Annotated in this window: 15 protein-coding genes; 3 read left to right on the forward strand and 12 right to left on the reverse strand. The window is 59.0% G+C overall.

From position 1 onward, the window contains the following. Positions 1 to 24: 24 nt before the first annotated feature. The 7 genes from CVE23_RS04750 to CVE23_RS04785 form a co-directional block, all read right to left on the reverse strand. Positions 25 to 1,011: a LacI family DNA-binding transcriptional regulator gene (locus CVE23_RS04750; protein ID WP_100849004.1), complete on the reverse strand. Its 987-nt coding sequence runs from the start codon at positions 1,009 to 1,011 to the stop codon at positions 25 to 27. Continuing rightward, entirely contained in the window at positions 1,004 to 1,771 is a 768-nt protein-coding gene (locus tag CVE23_RS04755; RefSeq protein WP_100849005.1) for an MBL fold metallo-hydrolase, read from the reverse strand. Before CVE23_RS04755 ends, CVE23_RS04750 begins: the two co-directional genes overlap by 8 nt. Further along, positions 1,761 to 2,867, reverse strand: coding sequence for an ABC transporter ATP-binding protein (locus CVE23_RS04760; RefSeq protein WP_038917985.1), 1,107 nt, complete (start codon positions 2,865 to 2,867; stop codon positions 1,761 to 1,763). Before CVE23_RS04760 ends, CVE23_RS04755 begins: the two co-directional genes overlap by 11 nt. Positions 2,868 to 2,876: 9 nt before the next feature. Continuing rightward, positions 2,877 to 3,704: a carbohydrate ABC transporter permease gene (locus tag CVE23_RS04765; protein WP_049842632.1), complete on the reverse strand. Its 828-nt coding sequence runs from the start codon at positions 3,702 to 3,704 to the stop codon at positions 2,877 to 2,879. Continuing rightward, positions 3,701 to 4,573 carry a carbohydrate ABC transporter permease gene (locus CVE23_RS04770; protein WP_038917986.1) on the reverse strand — a complete coding sequence of 291 codons (873 nt, stop codon included), beginning with the start codon at positions 4,571 to 4,573 and terminating at the stop codon, positions 3,701 to 3,703. The genes CVE23_RS04765 and CVE23_RS04770 overlap by 4 nt, the downstream gene beginning before the upstream one ends. Positions 4,574 to 4,778: 205 nt before the next feature. Continuing rightward, positions 4,779 to 6,068 carry an ABC transporter substrate-binding protein gene (locus CVE23_RS04780; protein WP_049853641.1) on the reverse strand — a complete coding sequence of 430 codons (1,290 nt, stop codon included), beginning with the start codon at positions 6,066 to 6,068 and terminating at the stop codon, positions 4,779 to 4,781. A gap of 178 nt (positions 6,069 to 6,246) precedes the next feature. Beyond that, positions 6,247 to 7,440, reverse strand: coding sequence for a multidrug efflux MFS transporter (locus CVE23_RS04785; RefSeq protein WP_038917987.1), 1,194 nt, complete (start codon positions 7,438 to 7,440; stop codon positions 6,247 to 6,249). A gap of 344 nt (positions 7,441 to 7,784) precedes the next feature. Between CVE23_RS04785 and azuC the strand changes: the two genes are divergently transcribed. After that, positions 7,785 to 7,862, forward strand: a complete 78-nt coding sequence (gene azuC / locus CVE23_RS23240; RefSeq protein WP_224063015.1) for a stress response protein AzuC — start codon at positions 7,785 to 7,787, stop codon at positions 7,860 to 7,862. A 164-nt stretch (positions 7,863 to 8,026) separates the two neighbouring features. On the opposite strand, the gene CVE23_RS04790 is transcribed toward azuC, so the two are convergent. Beyond that, on the reverse strand, positions 8,027 to 9,112 hold the full coding sequence (locus CVE23_RS04790) for a tartrate dehydrogenase (protein ID WP_049853642.1): 1,086 nt from the start codon (positions 9,110 to 9,112) through the stop codon (positions 8,027 to 8,029). A gap of 121 nt (positions 9,113 to 9,233) precedes the next feature. On the opposite strand from CVE23_RS04790, the gene CVE23_RS04795 reads away from it, so the two are divergent. Then, positions 9,234 to 10,139, forward strand: a complete 906-nt coding sequence (locus CVE23_RS04795; RefSeq protein WP_100849006.1) for a LysR family transcriptional regulator — start codon at positions 9,234 to 9,236, stop codon at positions 10,137 to 10,139. A 28-nt stretch (positions 10,140 to 10,167) separates the two neighbouring features. Here the strand turns inward: CVE23_RS04795 and queF are convergent, their stop codons facing one another. From queF to CVE23_RS04815, 4 genes are all read right to left on the reverse strand, one after another. After that, positions 10,168 to 11,010: an NADPH-dependent 7-cyano-7-deazaguanine reductase QueF gene (queF, locus tag CVE23_RS04800; protein WP_038917992.1), complete on the reverse strand. Its 843-nt coding sequence runs from the start codon at positions 11,008 to 11,010 to the stop codon at positions 10,168 to 10,170. Positions 11,011 to 11,015: 5 nt separating this feature from the next. Beyond that, positions 11,016 to 11,891: a queuosine precursor transporter gene (locus CVE23_RS04805; protein ID WP_038917993.1), complete on the reverse strand. Its 876-nt coding sequence runs from the start codon at positions 11,889 to 11,891 to the stop codon at positions 11,016 to 11,018. Further along, positions 11,892 to 12,506 (reverse strand): helix-turn-helix domain-containing protein, encoded by a 615-nt coding sequence (locus CVE23_RS04810; RefSeq protein ID WP_038917994.1) that lies wholly within the window; start codon positions 12,504 to 12,506, stop codon positions 11,892 to 11,894. A 746-nt stretch (positions 12,507 to 13,252) separates the two neighbouring features. After that, positions 13,253 to 14,983, reverse strand: coding sequence for a polysaccharide lyase family protein (locus tag CVE23_RS04815; RefSeq protein ID WP_100849007.1), 1,731 nt, complete (start codon positions 14,981 to 14,983; stop codon positions 13,253 to 13,255). Positions 14,984 to 15,302: 319 nt separating this feature from the next. Between CVE23_RS04815 and CVE23_RS04820 the strand changes: the two genes are divergently transcribed. Then, on the forward strand, positions 15,303 to 15,836 hold the full coding sequence (locus CVE23_RS04820) for a TIGR00645 family protein (RefSeq protein ID WP_100849008.1): 534 nt from the start codon (positions 15,303 to 15,305) through the stop codon (positions 15,834 to 15,836). Positions 15,837 to 15,922: the final 86 nt, after the last annotated feature.

The raw sequence follows: 15,922 nt of genomic DNA on the forward strand, positions 1-15,922 counted from the left end.
CACCCGTGATTTGGCTACATACGGTTAACGCACGATCAGCGTCGGTGTAATGCGGACGGTTTCTCCTTTCTGCGCTTCGCCGCTCAGCACCCGTTGCAGGTGGCGCATGACCTGCTCCACCAACAGCTCCACCGGCTGGCGGACGGTGGTCAGGCGGTATCCTTCCCAGGCTGCCTGCGGGGTATCGTCGCAACCCACTACCTTGCACGCCGGGCCGTCGGTCAGGCGCAGGGCGTCAAGGGCGCCGAAGGCCAGCGCATCGCAGGCGCAGAACACGCCTTCGACCAGCGGATGCTGTTGCCGCAACCGACACATGGCGTGATAGCCGCTGTGGTAGGCGTAATCCGGGTTATCCGTCACGACAGGCTCCGGCAAGCCGTGATGGGCCAACCGCTGGCGAAAACCCGCCAGCCGCTCCAGCGACGCCTGCCCGTCCTGACGGCCGCCGATATAAGCCAGCCGGGTCAACCCCAGCGAGATCAAGTGGTCCGCCGCCAGCTCGCCCGCCAGCCGGTTATCGGACAGTACCGCGGTGACGGTTTCACGCTGGTCCTCCCGGCCCATCAGCACCATCGGCAGCGACAGTTCCAGACAGCGTCCGGTGGCTTCCCGCGACAGGCTGCCGGCGGAGATGATCGCCGCTTCCACCTGCCACGACTGCGCCTGCTGCAGCCGGGCGCGGATGTCGCACTGTTCGGTGACGCTGACCAGCATCGGCACCAGTCCGTGTTGTTGCAACGCCTGCGTCAGCAGGCCGAACAGCCAGGGCTGGAACGGGTTGTCGAATTCGCCCATCACCACCGCCACGATGCCGGAGCCATGCCGTCCAGAGTTGACCAGCGCCCGCGCCAGCGCATTGGGGCGATAGCCCAGTTCATTCGCCGCCGCCAGCACCCGTGAGCGGGTCGCCTGGCTGACCTTGCCCGGGGCGGAATAGGTGCGTGATACCGCCGATGGCGAAACGCCGGCGCAGCGGGCGACATCAATCGAGGTGATGCGTTTCTTATTCATGCTCTGCTCCCCTGATGACGTGCCAGCGCCCGTTGCGGCATTGCGCACGGTCGCCCTGCTCCGGCAAAAACACGCCGGGCGAGGCGGCGATAACCTGTTGCAGCGCCGCTTTTTGCGACTGCTGCACGTGGTACAGACCCAACGGCGCGCCCGGCTTACGCGCCAGCGTCTGCACCTGCGGCCAGTTGCCGTGGTAGGCATTGTCCGCCGCCTGCGGCGAAAAACACTCCACCAGCGCCAGATCCGAGCGTGCCAGTAACGCGGCGCCCGCGGGCGTCAACTGACCGTCGCCGCTGTAAAACAGCGACCCCTGTTCGCCGTCGAGCCACAGGGAGCGGTTGGGCACCGAGTGGCGGGTCGGCGCGGTCTGGCAGCGCCACGGCCCCAGTTCGCTCAGGTCTTCGCCGTTCTGCCAGCTCAGGGTAAACAGCGGCCGGCCGGCGGGCCAGAAGGCGAAATCCGCCAGACGCTGCAACTGCGGCAGTTGCTGACGCGGCGCGATAATCGTCAGCGGCGCGGTACGCCCGCAGGATTCACACCAGTTAAGCCAGGTGGTTAGGCCGAGCGCGTGGTCGGGATGAGCATGGGTAATGTAGATGGCGTGAATGTCGTCCGGCGCGGTTTGGCGCTGCCACAGCGCCTGCGGTACGGTCGGGCCGCAATCCACCAGCAACTGGAATCCGTCTTCGCTGACCCGTATCGCGGCGTTGACCCGTTGGCTGTCATAGGCTTCGCCGCTGCCGAGAATCTCAAGCTCCATGCTGGCTCTCCTGCCCGACGGGAAGCGGGGGCTGCGGCAAACGCTGACCGGCCGCGTCAAACCAGTGACAACGTTCCGGCGCAACCTGCAACGCCAGCTCCTGGCCGATGCGCGCCGGGTGGCGGCCTTCCACCACCAGCGTCAGACAGGGTTCGTGGATGAAGTGGCCGTGCAGGTGATACTGCGCGCCCAGATTTTCCACCAAATCGACCTTAAAGGTCGGGATGCCTTCGGTGACTTCAAAGGCGTCCGGGCGAATGCCGAGGGTGGCGGCGCGTTCATCACGCGCCAGCCGTTGCAGCCACGGCGACAGCATTTGATCAGACGACGGTATTTGATCGTGCGACGGCATTTGACTTGGCGGCAACGGGAAAAAGTTCATTTCCGGCGTACCGATAAACCCGGCGACGAAGGTAGTGGCGGGCTGGTGGTACAGCTCCTCCGGCGTCCCCACCTGGGCAATGCGGCCCTCATGCAGCACCACGATGCGGTCGGCCAGCGTCATCGCTTCCACCTGGTCGTGGGTGACGTAAATCATGGTGGCGGCCAGTTGCTGATGCAACGCTTTCAGTTGCACCCGGGTGTGAGTGCGGAGTTTGGCGTCCAGATTGGACAGCGGTTCGTCAAACAGAAACAGGCGCGGTTTACGCACGATAGCGCGGCCAATCGCCACCCGCTGACGCTGGCCGCCGGAGAGCGCGCCGGGTTTACGGTGCAGCAACGGCGTCAGTTGCAGCATCTCCGCCACCTGCGCCACTTTCTCTTCAATCGCCTGACGCCGTTCGCCGGCCATTTTCAGCGCGAAACCCATGTTTTCCGCCACGGTCATGTGCGGGTAGAGCGCGTAGGACTGAAACACCATCGCCATTTCCCGCTGGCCCGGCGGCTGGCGCGAAATGTCCTCGTCACCCAGCAGGATCTGGCCGCTGTCCTGCTGTTCCAGCCCGGCGATGGTACGCAGCAGGGTGGATTTACCACAGCCGGACGGGCCGACGAACACCACCAGTTCTCCCTGCCGGATATGCAGATCGATGCCGTGCAGCACCGGCTGGCGACCGTAACGCTTGGCGACCTGATGTAACCGTAATTCACTCATCTGCGAGTCCTATTTCTGGCTGACGGCAAAGCCGCGCAGCAAATAACGTTGAACAAAGCCCGCCACCAGCAGTACCGGCAGCGAAGACAGCAGCCCGATGCTCATCAGTTCTCCCCAGTAGATCTGGTTTTCGGTCATGAAGTTGGCGATAAACAGCGGCAGCGTGAACTGCTGTGGGGTTTGCAGGTACAGCAGAGCGAACAGAAATTCGTTCCACGCCATGATCAGGGTGAAGATCGCCGTGGCGACCAGACCGGGGGCGCACACCGGCAGCACGATGTAGCGCAGCCGCCGCCATAGCCCGGCGCCGTCCATCGCCGCGGCCTCTTCCAGCGACAGCGGTACGTCGCGGATAAAACTGAGCAGCATCCAGATGCAGAACGGCAAGGTGTAAACCTGATAAGCCAGCATCAGCCCGGTCAGGCTGTTGAGCAGGTGCAGCGATTTGAGCAGCGAATAGAGCGGGATCGCCACCACCATCGGCGGCATCATCTTGATCAGCAGCACCAGCAGCAGGAACAGGCTGTCGAGCCGTGCCGGAAAGCGGTGGCGCGCCAGCGTGTAGGCGGCCAGAAACCCGGTTAGCAGCGATAACGCGGTAGCGCCGGCGGCCACCCACAAGGTATTAAACAGCCGCTCGCCGACGCCGTTATTCAGCAGGCTTTTCAGGTGAGTGAGTGTCCACTGTTGCGGCCAGAACGGGCTGCTCAGGCTTGAGAATTCAGCGGTGGACTTAAACGCCGCCGCCACCATCCACAGGATCGGCAGGGTAAAAAACAGCAGCGCGACGGTCAGCGCCAGCGCACGCAGCGCCATCAGCCAGTAGGGGAGTCTCATGCGGTTTTCCCTCCGCGCATCAGTTGCCAGGCGTAGACCAGACTCATTGCCGCGGCGAACAGCAGCATGATCACCGCGCCGGCGCTGGCGAGTCCCAGATTGAAGAACTTGAAGCCCTGCTGATAGATATAGAGCGACAGGGTTTCGGTGGCGTAACCGGGGCCGCCGCCGGTCAGGGCGTACACTTTGTCGAACAGCTTGAAGGTGTCGATGGAACGCAGCAGCAGCGCCAGCATGACCGGCTGGCGGATCAGCGGCAGCGTGACGTACCACAGCCGTTTCCAGCCGTTGGCGCCGTCGCTTTGCGCGGCTTCCAGCACGTCCTTGGGAATCGCCTGCAACCCGGCAAGGATGATTAGGCAGGCCATCGGCGTCCACTGCCAGATATCCACCAGCATCAACGACCACAACGCCAGATGCGGGCTGGACAGCCACGGCTGCGGCATTAGGCCCAGCGCGGTCAGGCAGTTGTTGAGCAGGCCGAAATCGTAATGAAACCAGACGCGCCAGATAGCCGAGCACACCAGCGTGGAGATCATCATCGGGTAGATGAGCAGGCTCAGCACCCACTGGCGGCCGGGAAAATGGCGATACAGCAACAACGCCAGCGCCAGCCCCAGCAGCACCTGTAACAGCGAACTGCCGAACGAGAACAGCAGGGTGTTTTTCAGGCTGGTGGTGAAGAACCAGTCGGCGAACAACTGACGGTAGTTTTCCAGCCCGACCCAACTGCGGCTGGCGGCGGCGTAATCCACCTTGCTGAAGGAGTAAAGCAGCATCTGGCCGATGGGATAGAGCGTCAGCAGCAACAGCAGCGCGGCGGCGGGCATCAGCAGCAGCCAGCGTTGCCAGCGGGAGTCAAAATGCATGGGATGTCCTTGAATGAGCGGGCCGTGGCCCGCCCGACAGCGGTTAAGAACCTATCCCAATAGGGCTATTTTACTTGCCATTTTGAACCCGGGCAGTGCTCGAACGCCTCACGTACTGCGTGTACGCTCCGGGTTCTGCGCGCTTCCCGTGTCCAAACTGGCTGCGTCAATGACGCCTATTGGGAAGGTTCTAATGTAATACTGGTTACTTCAGTACCTGCGCGATCTTCTGATTGGCCTGCTGCAACGCTACCTGCGCCGGCATCTGATCCATCAGCGCCAGTTGCAGGTAGTCGCCGAGAATGCTTTCCACTTCCTGCCAGTTGCGGATGCGCGGACGCGCTTTGCCGGCTTCCAGCGCGGCCAGTTGCGCCGGGTACCAGCGGTACTTCTGCACTACCTGCGCATCCTGATACACGCTGCGGCGCGTCGGCGGCAGACCCAGTTCCAGCGCCAGCGCTTTCTGGTTTTCGGCGCTGGTCAGGTAGCTCAGGAATTGCTGCGCCAGTTCGCTGTGCTGGCTGTTTTTGGCGACTGCCATCTGCCAGATGCCGAGCATCGGCGACGGACCGGCGTTCTGCCCCGGCGCCGGTTGTAGCGTCATGTTGCCGACCACTTTGGATTTGGCGGCGTCGTCCAGCGTGGACGCCCAGGCCGGCCACACTTCGATCGCCATTGCCGCTTTACCCTGTTCCATCGCCTGACGCACGTCGGCGGCGTTGTACACCTCTACCCCGGTGGGGGCGAATGCCTTCAGCGCCTTGAGGGTGTTGAGTGCCTGCAACGCCTGCGGAGAATCCAGCGACGCTTTGCCGTTAGTGATCACGTTGCCGCCGTAGGCCCACAGCATCGGCATAAAGCCGGAAACAATCGGGTTGCCCTTCATGCCGCGGAACACCACGCCGGAGACGCCTGGTTCCTGCTGTTGCAGGGTTTTGGCATCGCTCAGCACCGCATCCCAACTGGCGGGCGCCTTGAGCTGGTGCTTGTCGAACAGGTCCTGACGGTAGGCGAACATCGCCACGTTGCCGACCACCGGCAGGCTATAGACCGGACCGCCGTTTTCCGGCACGCGCGAAACGTTCAGCACCGCCGGAATGAAGTCGCTGCTTTGCAGGCTGTCCGGCAGCGGCTGGATCCAGCCGTTACCGGCGAATTCCGGGCTCCAGCTGTCGTCCATCAACATCAAGTCGTAGGCCGAGGCGTTTTCCCGCAGGGAAATCACCAGTTTTTCATACAGGTTGGCGTAAGGCAGCTTCAGCAGTTCGATCTGCTTGCCGGGATGTTGTTGCTGAAAACGGGCCAGCGTGCTGTCGAGCGCCTTGCCGTAAACGTCATCGCGCCCGGCGATCACCAGATCGGCGGCCTGCGACGCCATGCTGCACGCCAGACCGGCGGCGAGCAGCAGGCGGGAAAGGGTTTTCTTGCTGTGCGATTTTGCTGTCAGAGTGGTGTTGCCAAACGGTTTTTGGCTAAACGTGTTTTTGCCAAACATGGTTCTTTTACTAAACATTGTTCTTTTGCCAAACATAGTGAGCGCCTTTTGTCAGGAGTGCATACGTTTGCACAGGCGCTATCTTTGGCGACGAGGATGACAGAAACATGAAGGCAGGATGAACAATCCAAGATGCGGGGTGACAACCGGAAGCCGGATACCGGCTTCCGTGATGATGTCAGCCTTTCTTCGGCATGCGGGCAAAGCTCACCATCAACTGGATGCCGTTAATCAGCACCAGCAGCGCGGTGACCAGGAACACCCAGCGGTAACCCAGTGTGGCGGAAACGGTGGAGCCGAGCAGCGGCCCGACCACGTTGCCGAGATACATGCAGGATTGGTTATAACCAAAAATACGCCCGGTCACCTGCTGGCTACTGTATTTCACCAGCAGCGCCTGCACCGCCGGCATCAGCGCGCCGTCGGCGAAACCCAGCGCGAAGCGCAGGATGCCGAGCTGGACCGAACTTTGCACCGCCGACATCAGGAAGAACAGCAGCGCACACAGAAACAGCGCCACGATCAGCACTCTCTGAGAGCCGATGCGATCGCCGAGGCGTCCGAGGCGCGGCGCGGACAACAGCGCAGAGACGCCGGGCACGGCGGCGATGACGCCGCTGATAAACGCGATGTTTTCGATGTCGGGAGAGAGGTCGCGGATAAACAGCGTCAGTATCGGACTGATGGAACCGTTCGCCATCTGGATCATCATGGTGGTGAAGCACAGGCTGACAATCAGCAGCGGATAAGGCAGCGAGGCGAACACCGCCCGGCCGCTGAGCTGCGCTTTTTTGCTGACGGTAATGGCGTTTTCACGGATGGCGAACAACGTAATGAGAAAGCAGATAAACAGCATGGCGGAGGTGACGAAAAACACCATGCGCAGACCGATGGTATCGGCCATGAAGCCGCCGAGCAGCGGACCGATCAGCACCCCCGCCACCTGCCCGGTGGACAGCGTACCGAGCGCCCAGCCGCTGCGGCTGCGCGGCACTTGCGAGGCAATCAGCGCCATAGCGTTGGGAATGTAGCCGGAGGTCAGCCCCATCAGCGCGCGCAGAATAAACAGTTGCCAGACGTTGGTGGCCATGCCCTGCAGCCCCATGACCAGCGACATGCCGAGCGCGGCGCGCAGCAGCATCAACTTACGGCCTTTGCGGTCGGCCAGGCTGCCCCACAGCGGCGCGACAATCGCCGAAATCAGAAACGAGGAGCTGAATACCAGCCCGGACCAGAGATTGAGCGCGGTGTGATCGCTCACGCCCAGATGTTCGATGTAGAGCGGCAGGAACGGCAGTATCTGGCTCATGGCCATGCCGGTAAAAAAACATCCCAGCCAGGCGGAGAAAAGGTTGAGTTTCCAGGTTTCCATAGGGCAGGTTTTTACGTCGTCAGTGAAAGGCCGGGTCGCTCCCGCGCCAGTGCCACGCTGAATTACGCGACATCGCTAGTATGGCCGCTTTTGTCTTAGCCGGGAAATAATTTTATATATCAAAGAATAATCCAACCCCGGCCATTGAGGTGTTTTTGGTTGCAAGGACATGATGTTAATTCAGCCAGTTGAACGGGGCGTGTTATCCGGCTGGATTGGAAAAGCAAAACGCTATTCTGAATTTTTTGTGATTTGAATCACAAAAGTGTTGCGTCCGAATTCAACAAAACGTACAATCTTTTACCAGAAAGTTCACAAATCATTCATTAACCAAGGTGATCAACGTGCGTAAATTCCTGAAAAAACTTCTGGTCGCTTACATCAATGCTTACAAAGACATCCCGCCGGGTGCCATGCATTAATTGCCCTGAGCAGATCAAAATTAATAAGAAGGCCGCTATGACAGCGGCCTTTTTCATGTCCTCGTTTTTTGCTTCGTCGGTTTTATTTCAACTCACGTGTGTAACGACTCATCGTTTTAGCGAATCATAGCCCGAACGAATCATAGTATTTACAAATCATAGCCTTAACGACTCAGCGCCTGCGCTATCGCCTCACCCAGCGCGGTCGTATTGCCGCTGCCGCCGAGATCCCGCGTCAGCGGCGCCTTTTCCGGCCCCTGTTCCAGCACGCGTTCAATGGCGCTGAGCACCGCCGCGCCGGCGTCGTCATGGCCGAGGTGCTCCAGCATCATCGCCCCGCACCAGATTTGGCCGATCGGGTTGGCGATGCCTTTGCCGGCGATATCCGGCGCTGAGCCGTGTACCGGTTCAAACAGACTGGGGAAGGTGCGATCCGGATTGATGTTGGCCGACGGCGCGATGCCGATGGTACCGGTACAGGCCGGGCCGAGGTCGGACAGAATATCGCCGAACAGGTTGCTGGCGACTACCACGTCAAACCAGTCCGGGTGCAGCACGAAGTTGGCGGTAAGAATATCGATGTGATATTTGTCCACCTTTACCTCCGGATAGCGCGTGCCCATTTCGGCGACGCGGCTGTCCCAGTACGGCATGGTGATGGCGATGCCGTTGGATTTGGTGGCTGAGGTCAGATGCTTTTTCGGGCGTTTCATCGCCAGCTCGTAGGCGAACTTAAGGATGCGATCGACGCCGACGCGGGTCATCACCGTTTCCTGAATCACCACTTCGCGCTCGGTGCCGGCGAACATGGCGCCGCCCACGCTGGAATACTCGCCTTCGGTGTTTTCGCGCACGATGTAGAAGTCGATATCACCGGGTTGACGCCCGGCCAGCGGCGCTTTCACTCCCGGCATCAGGCGGCAGGGGCGCAGGTTGACGTATTGGTCGAATTCACGGCGGAACAGCAGCAGCGATTGCCACAGCGACACGTGATCCGGCACGACGTCCGGCCAGCCGACCGCGCCGAAGTAAATCGCGTCGAAGCCCTTCAGCAGTGAGAACCAGTTATCCGGCATCATCTTGCCGTGCTGGCGGTAGTAATCGGCGCTGGCGAAATCAAACCATTCCCACTCCAGCTGGATATCAAACAGTTCGGCGGCGCGGGCGATCACCCGTACCCCTTCCGGCATCACTTCTTTGCCGATGCCGTCGCCGGGGATGACGGCAATGCGGTAACGCGGTTGAGACATGGCAACTCCTGAACGGTTTTTCTGATCGATTGCACTTGGGTAACAGAGAGTGTATTTACTCTGTTCGATGTAAACAATTTCGCTTCCGGTAAAGGCATTGTTGAATAAAAGAGAAGAATGAATGAGTGCAATCGACGATTTGCTGTTCTTCAGCCGCATCGCCGCGCTCGGCAGCCTGACGGCGGTGGCGCGCGAGAGCGGGCTGTCGCTGCCGGCCGTCAGCAAACGCTTGACGCAGTTGGAGCAACGGCTGGGAGTTCAGTTGATCAGGCGTACCACCCGGCGGCTGGATTTGACGCCGGAGGGGCAGTTGTACGCCGACGGCGCGTTGCCGATTCTGCATGAAATCGAGGAACTGGAAAGTCAGGTACGCCGCAACCAGCTCACGCTGCGCGGGCGGTTGACCGTCAACGCGTCGTTCGGTTTCGGCCGTCGCCATATCGCGCCGCTGATTTCCGCTTTCGCCCGCCAGCACGGCGAGCTGGAAGTGCAGCTACAGCTCACCAGTCAACCGCTCAACATGCTGGACGCCGGCGTGGATATCGATATTCGCTTCGGCGCGCCGCCGGACTCGCGGCTGGTGGCGCATCGGTTGATGGAAAATCCGCGCATGCTGTGCGCAGCGCCGGCGTATTTGACGCGCTACGGTACGCCGCAGACGGTGGCGGATCTGGCCGGGCACAACTGTCTGGTGTTGCGTCAGTATGAGAGTGATTACGGCCTATGGCGTTTCTACCGCGATGGCCGCGAGTTTACCCATCGCGCTTTCGGCAATCTTTCCGCCAACGACGGCGAGGTGATCATGCGCTACGCGCTGGACGGGCACGGCATTATCCTGCGTTCGCTGTGGGATGTGCGCCCCTGGCTGGCCAGTGGTGAATTAGTGGCGCTGTTGCCGGACTACATCATGCCGGAAGCGGACATTTACGCGGTCTACCAGCAGCGTCGGCATGTGCCGGCGCGCATTTCGGCGTTTATCGCCTGGCTGAAACAGCAACTGCTGCAAGGGGAAGCGGAAAACCGCTAGCGCCTCCCCGACGGGGAGGCGAAAGGGACTATTGGCGCACCAGGCGGCCGGTAGCGGCTTCGGTTTCGAAATCGCTGCGGAACGGGTTGATGTCCAGGCCGCCGCGGCGGGTATAGCGGGCGAACACGGTCAGTTTTTCCGGCCGGCAGTAGCGTTTGAGGTCATTGAAGATACGCTCGACGCACTGTTCGTGGAATTCGTTGTGCTGGCGGAACGAGATCAGGTAACGCAGCAGCGCTTCCCGGTCGATTTGCCGGCCTTCGTACTTGATCACCACGCTGCCCCAGTCCGGCTGGTAGGTGACCAGACAGTTGGATTTCAACAGGTTGGAGCACAGGGTTTCCGCAACCAGAGGCGCGTTGTCGCGCACCGCGTGCTGCAGATAATCCGGGTTGAAGCCGTAATCGTTCACTTCGATATCCAGCTCGTCAATGTTGATGCCGGGCAGGGTATCGATCTGCGCCGGATAGCCGGTCAGGCCCGGATACAGAGTGACCTTGACGTCGCCGTTGGCGGCGGCGGACAGATCCTTGATCAAGGTGGCATGCACTTCGCCGATGTCGCGAAAGCGGGTCTGGTTGAAGCTGTTAAGGTACAGCTTGAACGATTTGGATTCGATCAGGTTTTCCGAACTGGCCGGGATGATGAATTCGGCGATGCCCACCAGCGGCTTTCCCTTGTGATTGAGCCACGACAGCTCGAAGGCGGTCCACAGATCGTAGCCGTCAAACGGCAGGTCCGGCCCGGTCAGACCGACCAGATCGCGCCCACGAGCGCGCGGCAGCGCTTCCAGCAGCGCCGGGTCGTATTTGTCCGGGTAGCTGGAGCGCACCCCCAGATGGGTAATGCTATCGTTTTCTGTAATATGCATATCGCTCAGTTCCTTGCTGGTACGGGTACGGCATGAATGTATTTTCTGAACAGCCTGCGGGTACCGTAAATAGGGCCGACGCCCAACACCGCATAGACCACTTTGATCAGAAATTGCGACAGGATCATGGTGCGGATCACGTCAAAACTCAGCACATTATAAAACGCGATGGTGCAGAAAATCACACTGTCGACGGCGGAGGCGGTGACCGTGCTGGTGATCACGCGTATAAACAGGTAGCGGGACTTGGTCAGGATCTTGATTTTGTGCAGCACCCAGGCGTTGATGTTTTCGGAGATCAGGTAGGCCAGCGATGAGGCCACCAGCACCGCCATCATGCTTTCCACAATGCCGCTGTAGGTCTTGCCGTATTCCCATTCCGGCAGGCCGGGGATCAGGCTGGTGACCCACAGCCCGAGCACAAACGCCAGATGGAAGAAAAATGCGATGAGGATGGTGCGGCGCGCCAGCCGCAGCCCATAAAATTCATTCAGGATATCCACCAGAATAAAGGTCAGCGGGTAGACGAAAACGGCAGGCGGTACCACCAGATTCAGCGCCGGAATGAAGATCGGTTTGACGCCGCTGACGGTGGAAAAAATATAGATGACGCAAAGCGCGGCGGTAATGATGAGGTACGCCAGCCAGGATCGTTCGTTTCTGTCGCTGATGTCGTAGGCGGTAGTGATGTCTTTGCCGGAATAGAGTTTTTTGTACAGAGCGTTGAGTTCGTGCCGGCTCAGATCATCGGAGATTTCACTGTCGACCAGTTCCTTGAGATCCATGTGGATCATCTTGCCGGTCGATAACACCATGATATTAGCTGATAATTCGCCGCTGTGGTTGAACCCCAGCAGCTTGAATTTCCTGTTTGCATCCATTTATATCCTTTCCTCTATGATATATCCCAGCAGGACTGAGTCCTCGGGGCGTTTTCTGTCCGCCATGTCCGGCGAATCCGGGATGTCGACAAAAAATCCCGTAGCAGGAGAGTGACAGAGTATCGGCGTATTCGGCACCAGCGCAGGCGGCCGTCGGATGATGAGCAGCGCGCCGGGGGAGAAGGCGTCGCCAATCGGCGACTCGATCTGTACCGCCACCATGTTGGCTTCTTCTCCGAAGAAATAGGTCAACGGATACTGAACCGATAACTGACCAATCTTGTGCTGCCGTGCCAACAACAGTTGCGACTGCGGAATGATGGGAATCGCCGCCGGGTTTTTGTTGCCTTCAAAAGAAACGGTATTGTTCAGGCGCTCGACCTTTTCCAGATCGTAATCTTCGATTTCCTCACAGGACACGCCGAAGAAATCGGAAATGCGATTGATGGTGGATTGCTGAACCTTGTTTACCCTACCTTCAAGAATTTTGTAGATAGTGGTACGCGTTACCCCGGTACGGTTAGAAAAAGAGGCTTTGGTTTCGCCTCGGGTACGCATCAGATATTCAATATTCTTAATGATATTAGTTTTGCGCTGAGCATTCGTTGTTTTCATGGTCATCCCTTCTCAGGTCAGTTCTCAGACAGGTTCATCTTACGATAAAGCCTTACGTTCACCTATCCCGCCGAAAAGAAAAAAATCGGCAACCACGGCGCGTAGCGGGCATTTAGGACGGAAAAAACGGGCAGGATAGTGTGAACTTATTCAATTAATTGGTGGTTGTTGTAATGGCGCCATTAAAAATAGACACTAAAGATCATAAAATGTCCATTAATCTGTTGACTTGACTGTTTTTATTGCTATAACGTTTAGAAAAATTAATTAATCTGAGTGATACAGATAATTTACTATAAACATAAGATATAGTTAACAAACTAATTGGTTGTTTCTGACGTCGCTGACGCAGACTGCCATCTATCCGACACCAGGGAACCCAGAACGGACGCTTAGCAGAGAGGTGAGAAAATAAGGGAGCGTCATTATCGATGACACACGCCGACGACGCTGCGCTTTGACGCAGCGTTGGCGTTTCTGAGGCCGTTAGCCTCCAGCCAAATCAATCGTACTTCCGGTCACCTCGCTGGCTGTAGTGGGTTGTAACCGGCTTTATCCAACTGCCGCCCGACAATGGCGCTGGCTATTTCTCCCCCTTGATGACCACCGCATAACCCGACCAGCCCGATTCGGCACTCCGCTCTTGGTATGAATAGCGGCATTCGGTATATCGGCATAAAGAACAACGGGAAATTCCGCGCCGACCTGATGCCGGCGCGGAACGAGGCGTGATTATCGTTGGGCGATTATTGTGGCGTTTCCGTCAGCGTGATGGCGTCGTACATTACCATGCCGCCCAGCAGCTCCAGCGTGATGCGGTTGCCGCCCGGCTGCAGCGCGCCCGCGGGCAGCGGTATGTGCGCTTCATGGTAGCGGCCGCTTTGCATCGCGCCCCTATAAATGGCCTTGTCGTTGTCGTACTTCAGCGTCGTCAGCAACTGACCGTTGAGTTTCACCGCCAGCTGCGGCGAACTGGCCGGCGTAGTCATTCCGCTGTTGCTGGCGGCGGCGATGGCGATATTCAGGGTGTAAGGCTGCTCGGGCGCGCGGGTGTTGAACAGAATGTGCCAACTGCCGGGCTGGGTCTGGGCGTAGTACCAGTCCTTGCGTTCACGGCTTTTGCCGATCTCGAAGGTCAGGTTGGCCGGCACCTCGGTTTGCCAGCGATAAAGGCGCGGGCGATCGCCGAAGCGGAACTCGTCGGCCCGGCGGTCGGCCTGACCGATAGCCCACGCCAGCGGCGCGGGACGCGCGGCGTCAATTTGACCGAGCCGGGTTTTCTTGCCTTCCACCTTCACGGTCTGCTGCGCCAGCAGGCCGATTTGCGTGCCGCCATCGGCGTAGGCCGACAGACGGTATTCGCCCGGCGGCACATTGCGCAGGCTGAAACGGCCGTCCCGATTGGTACGGGCGGTGAACAGGTAACCGGTGGTCTGAATGTCGAAGTTTTCCGTGCTGCTGCTCAGCACCACCGTGGCGTGAGGCGCATCGGTGCGCAGGCGACCGCTGACGGTAGTGCGCTGGCGCGGATAGCGGGCATCGTCCAGCCAGCGGTAAGGCCAACTGGCGCGTTCATGTTCGGCCCGGCGGCTGACGTCCGCCACCAGTTCCCGATCGCTACCCTGATTGATGTACAGCAACCACGGACCGTAGAGTTTTGCAAAACCCGGCTGCGCCACCATATCCGGGGTGCCGAAATGCGAGCCGGTAAGATAGTTCAGGATAATCGCGTCCTGATGCACCAGCAGTTCCTGCTTCAGCGCGTCGCCCGAGTAATATTCGCCGCTGGCGGGCACCATCCAGGCGCCGTAACCGTTGCCCATCACGCCCCAGTAGCGGCTTTCACGCTGATAACCGGCGAAATCGTATTTAGAGTAGACGCTGCCGTCCGGCAGTCGCCAGGTTTCATCCTGCACCTTCGGCAACTGTTCCAGTTCATCGTACAGCAACGGCGTACCGCGCTGGATGCTGTTGAACAGCGCGTTCAGCCGGGTGGCGTCAAAACGGTAAACGTTACGCAGCTCGCTGACCGTCACCGGCGCTGAGCCGGTGTTGGCGGCCACCACATAGCTGTAAAGGCCGCTGACGCCGCTGGTCATGATCAGGTGATATTCCAGCCGCAGTTTGCCGTTCTGGTCGTCGATGTAGGCCAGGTGCACCTGATCCGGCGTCTGTTTGATGACCTCCAGCCGTTCCGGCACGAATTCGTTGACGCCGCCGGAGTAGTAGTCGAGGTAAAAGCTGCGGTTTTTATCCGGATCGCGCGCCGCGCCGGAGAGACGGGAAATCAGGTTGGTGCCGCCTTTCCACACTTCTTTGGCGCTGCCGTCCGCGCCAAAGCGGACTTTCAGCAGCCCGTTATCCAGCGTGCTGTTCATGCCGTCGAGCGTCAGTTTCACCGCGCCCGTCGCCGTCAGCGGCAGCACGAGTGCCAGCGCCAGTAGCGGGGTACGCCATATCTGCAGAGGTTTATTCATGTGTGCCGTCCGTTGTCATCGTCGTGTTGATAGGGTGTCCTGCTGGACACAGCCTAGCGCGGCGGTGAACGCCGCTCCTTTGTCGGATGGTCATCTCCGGGCCGAAGGTGGCAGCGGCGTGAAGATCGGCGCGATCGGGATCATATTTGTCGATTTCTGATGCGGCGGGGTCGCACTCGGGCTATTGACGGCATAATTCGGTGAAACTGAGTTAATTTTTTTAAAAATCAACACACTATATTGATAAACAATTGAATAACACCCCGATGCGGTTTTTCGCTATTATGCATTTCTCTCAAACCTGTACCTGATGGGCGCTATGGAACGTTTTCTGGAAAATACGATGTACGCTGCACGGTGGCTGTTGGCTCCGGTTTATCTGGGGCTGTCGCTGGGATTACTGGCGTTGGCCATCAAGTTCTTTGAAGAGATCTGGCATGTATTGCCGAACATTTTTACTATTGCCGAATCTGACCTGATTTTGACCTTGCTGTCGCTGGTGGACATGACGCTGGTGGGTGGGTTGCTGGTGATGGTGATGTTTTCCGGCTATGAAAACTTTGTGTCGGCGCTGGATATCGCCGAGCACAAGGAGAAGCTGAACTGGCTGGGCAAAATGGACGCCAGCTCGCTGAAAAATAAAGTGGCGGCATCGATCGTGGCGATTTCATCCATCCACCTGCTGCGGGTGTTTATGGATGCCAAGAACGTACCGGACAACAAACTGATGTGGTATGTGATCATCCACCTGACTTTCGTGCTGTCCGCTTTTGTGATGGGCTATCTGGACTGGCTGTCCCGCCACGAACATCATACTCATCACGGCGCCGACAAGGCTCATGATAAGCATTAAATCTCACCATAAGCATTGATAACAGCCTACGTTGCTGATGTGAACGACGCCCCCGGCCGACCGCCGGGGGCGTTTTTTTTCGCCCG

Source organism: Dickeya fangzhongdai (assembly GCF_002812485.1).
GTDB classification, from domain to species: Bacteria; Pseudomonadota; Gammaproteobacteria; order Enterobacterales; family Enterobacteriaceae; genus Dickeya; species Dickeya fangzhongdai.

Coding starts and splice junctions, on each gene's coding strand:
- CVE23_RS04750 (WP_100849004.1), bottom strand. CDS start 1,011: ATGAATAAGAAACGCATCACCTCGATTGATGTCGCCCGCTGCGCCGGC.
- CVE23_RS04755 (WP_100849005.1), bottom strand. CDS start 1,771: ATGGAGCTTGAGATTCTCGGCAGCGGCGAAGCCTATGACAGCCAACGG.
- CVE23_RS04760 (WP_038917985.1), bottom strand. CDS start 2,867: ATGAGTGAATTACGGTTACATCAGGTCGCCAAGCGTTACGGTCGCCAG.
- CVE23_RS04765 (WP_049842632.1), bottom strand. CDS start 3,704: ATGAGACTCCCCTACTGGCTGATGGCGCTGCGTGCGCTGGCGCTGACC.
- CVE23_RS04770 (WP_038917986.1), bottom strand. CDS start 4,573: ATGCATTTTGACTCCCGCTGGCAACGCTGGCTGCTGCTGATGCCCGCC.
- CVE23_RS04780 (WP_049853641.1), bottom strand. CDS start 6,068: ATGTTTGGCAAAAACACGTTTAGCCAAAAACCGTTTGGCAACACCACT.
- CVE23_RS04785 (WP_038917987.1), bottom strand. CDS start 7,440: ATGGAAACCTGGAAACTCAACCTTTTCTCCGCCTGGCTGGGATGTTTT.
- CVE23_RS04790 (WP_049853642.1), bottom strand. CDS start 9,112: ATGTCTCAACCGCGTTACCGCATTGCCGTCATCCCCGGCGACGGCATC.
- CVE23_RS04795 (WP_100849006.1), top strand. CDS start 9,234: ATGAGTGCAATCGACGATTTGCTGTTCTTCAGCCGCATCGCCGCGCTC.
- queF (WP_038917992.1), bottom strand. CDS start 11,010: ATGCATATTACAGAAAACGATAGCATTACCCATCTGGGGGTGCGCTCC.
- CVE23_RS04805 (WP_038917993.1), bottom strand. CDS start 11,891: ATGGATGCAAACAGGAAATTCAAGCTGCTGGGGTTCAACCACAGCGGC.
- CVE23_RS04810 (WP_038917994.1), bottom strand. CDS start 12,506: ATGAAAACAACGAATGCTCAGCGCAAAACTAATATCATTAAGAATATT.
- CVE23_RS04815 (WP_100849007.1), bottom strand. CDS start 14,983: ATGAATAAACCTCTGCAGATATGGCGTACCCCGCTACTGGCGCTGGCA.
- CVE23_RS04820 (WP_100849008.1), top strand. CDS start 15,303: ATGGAACGTTTTCTGGAAAATACGATGTACGCTGCACGGTGGCTGTTG.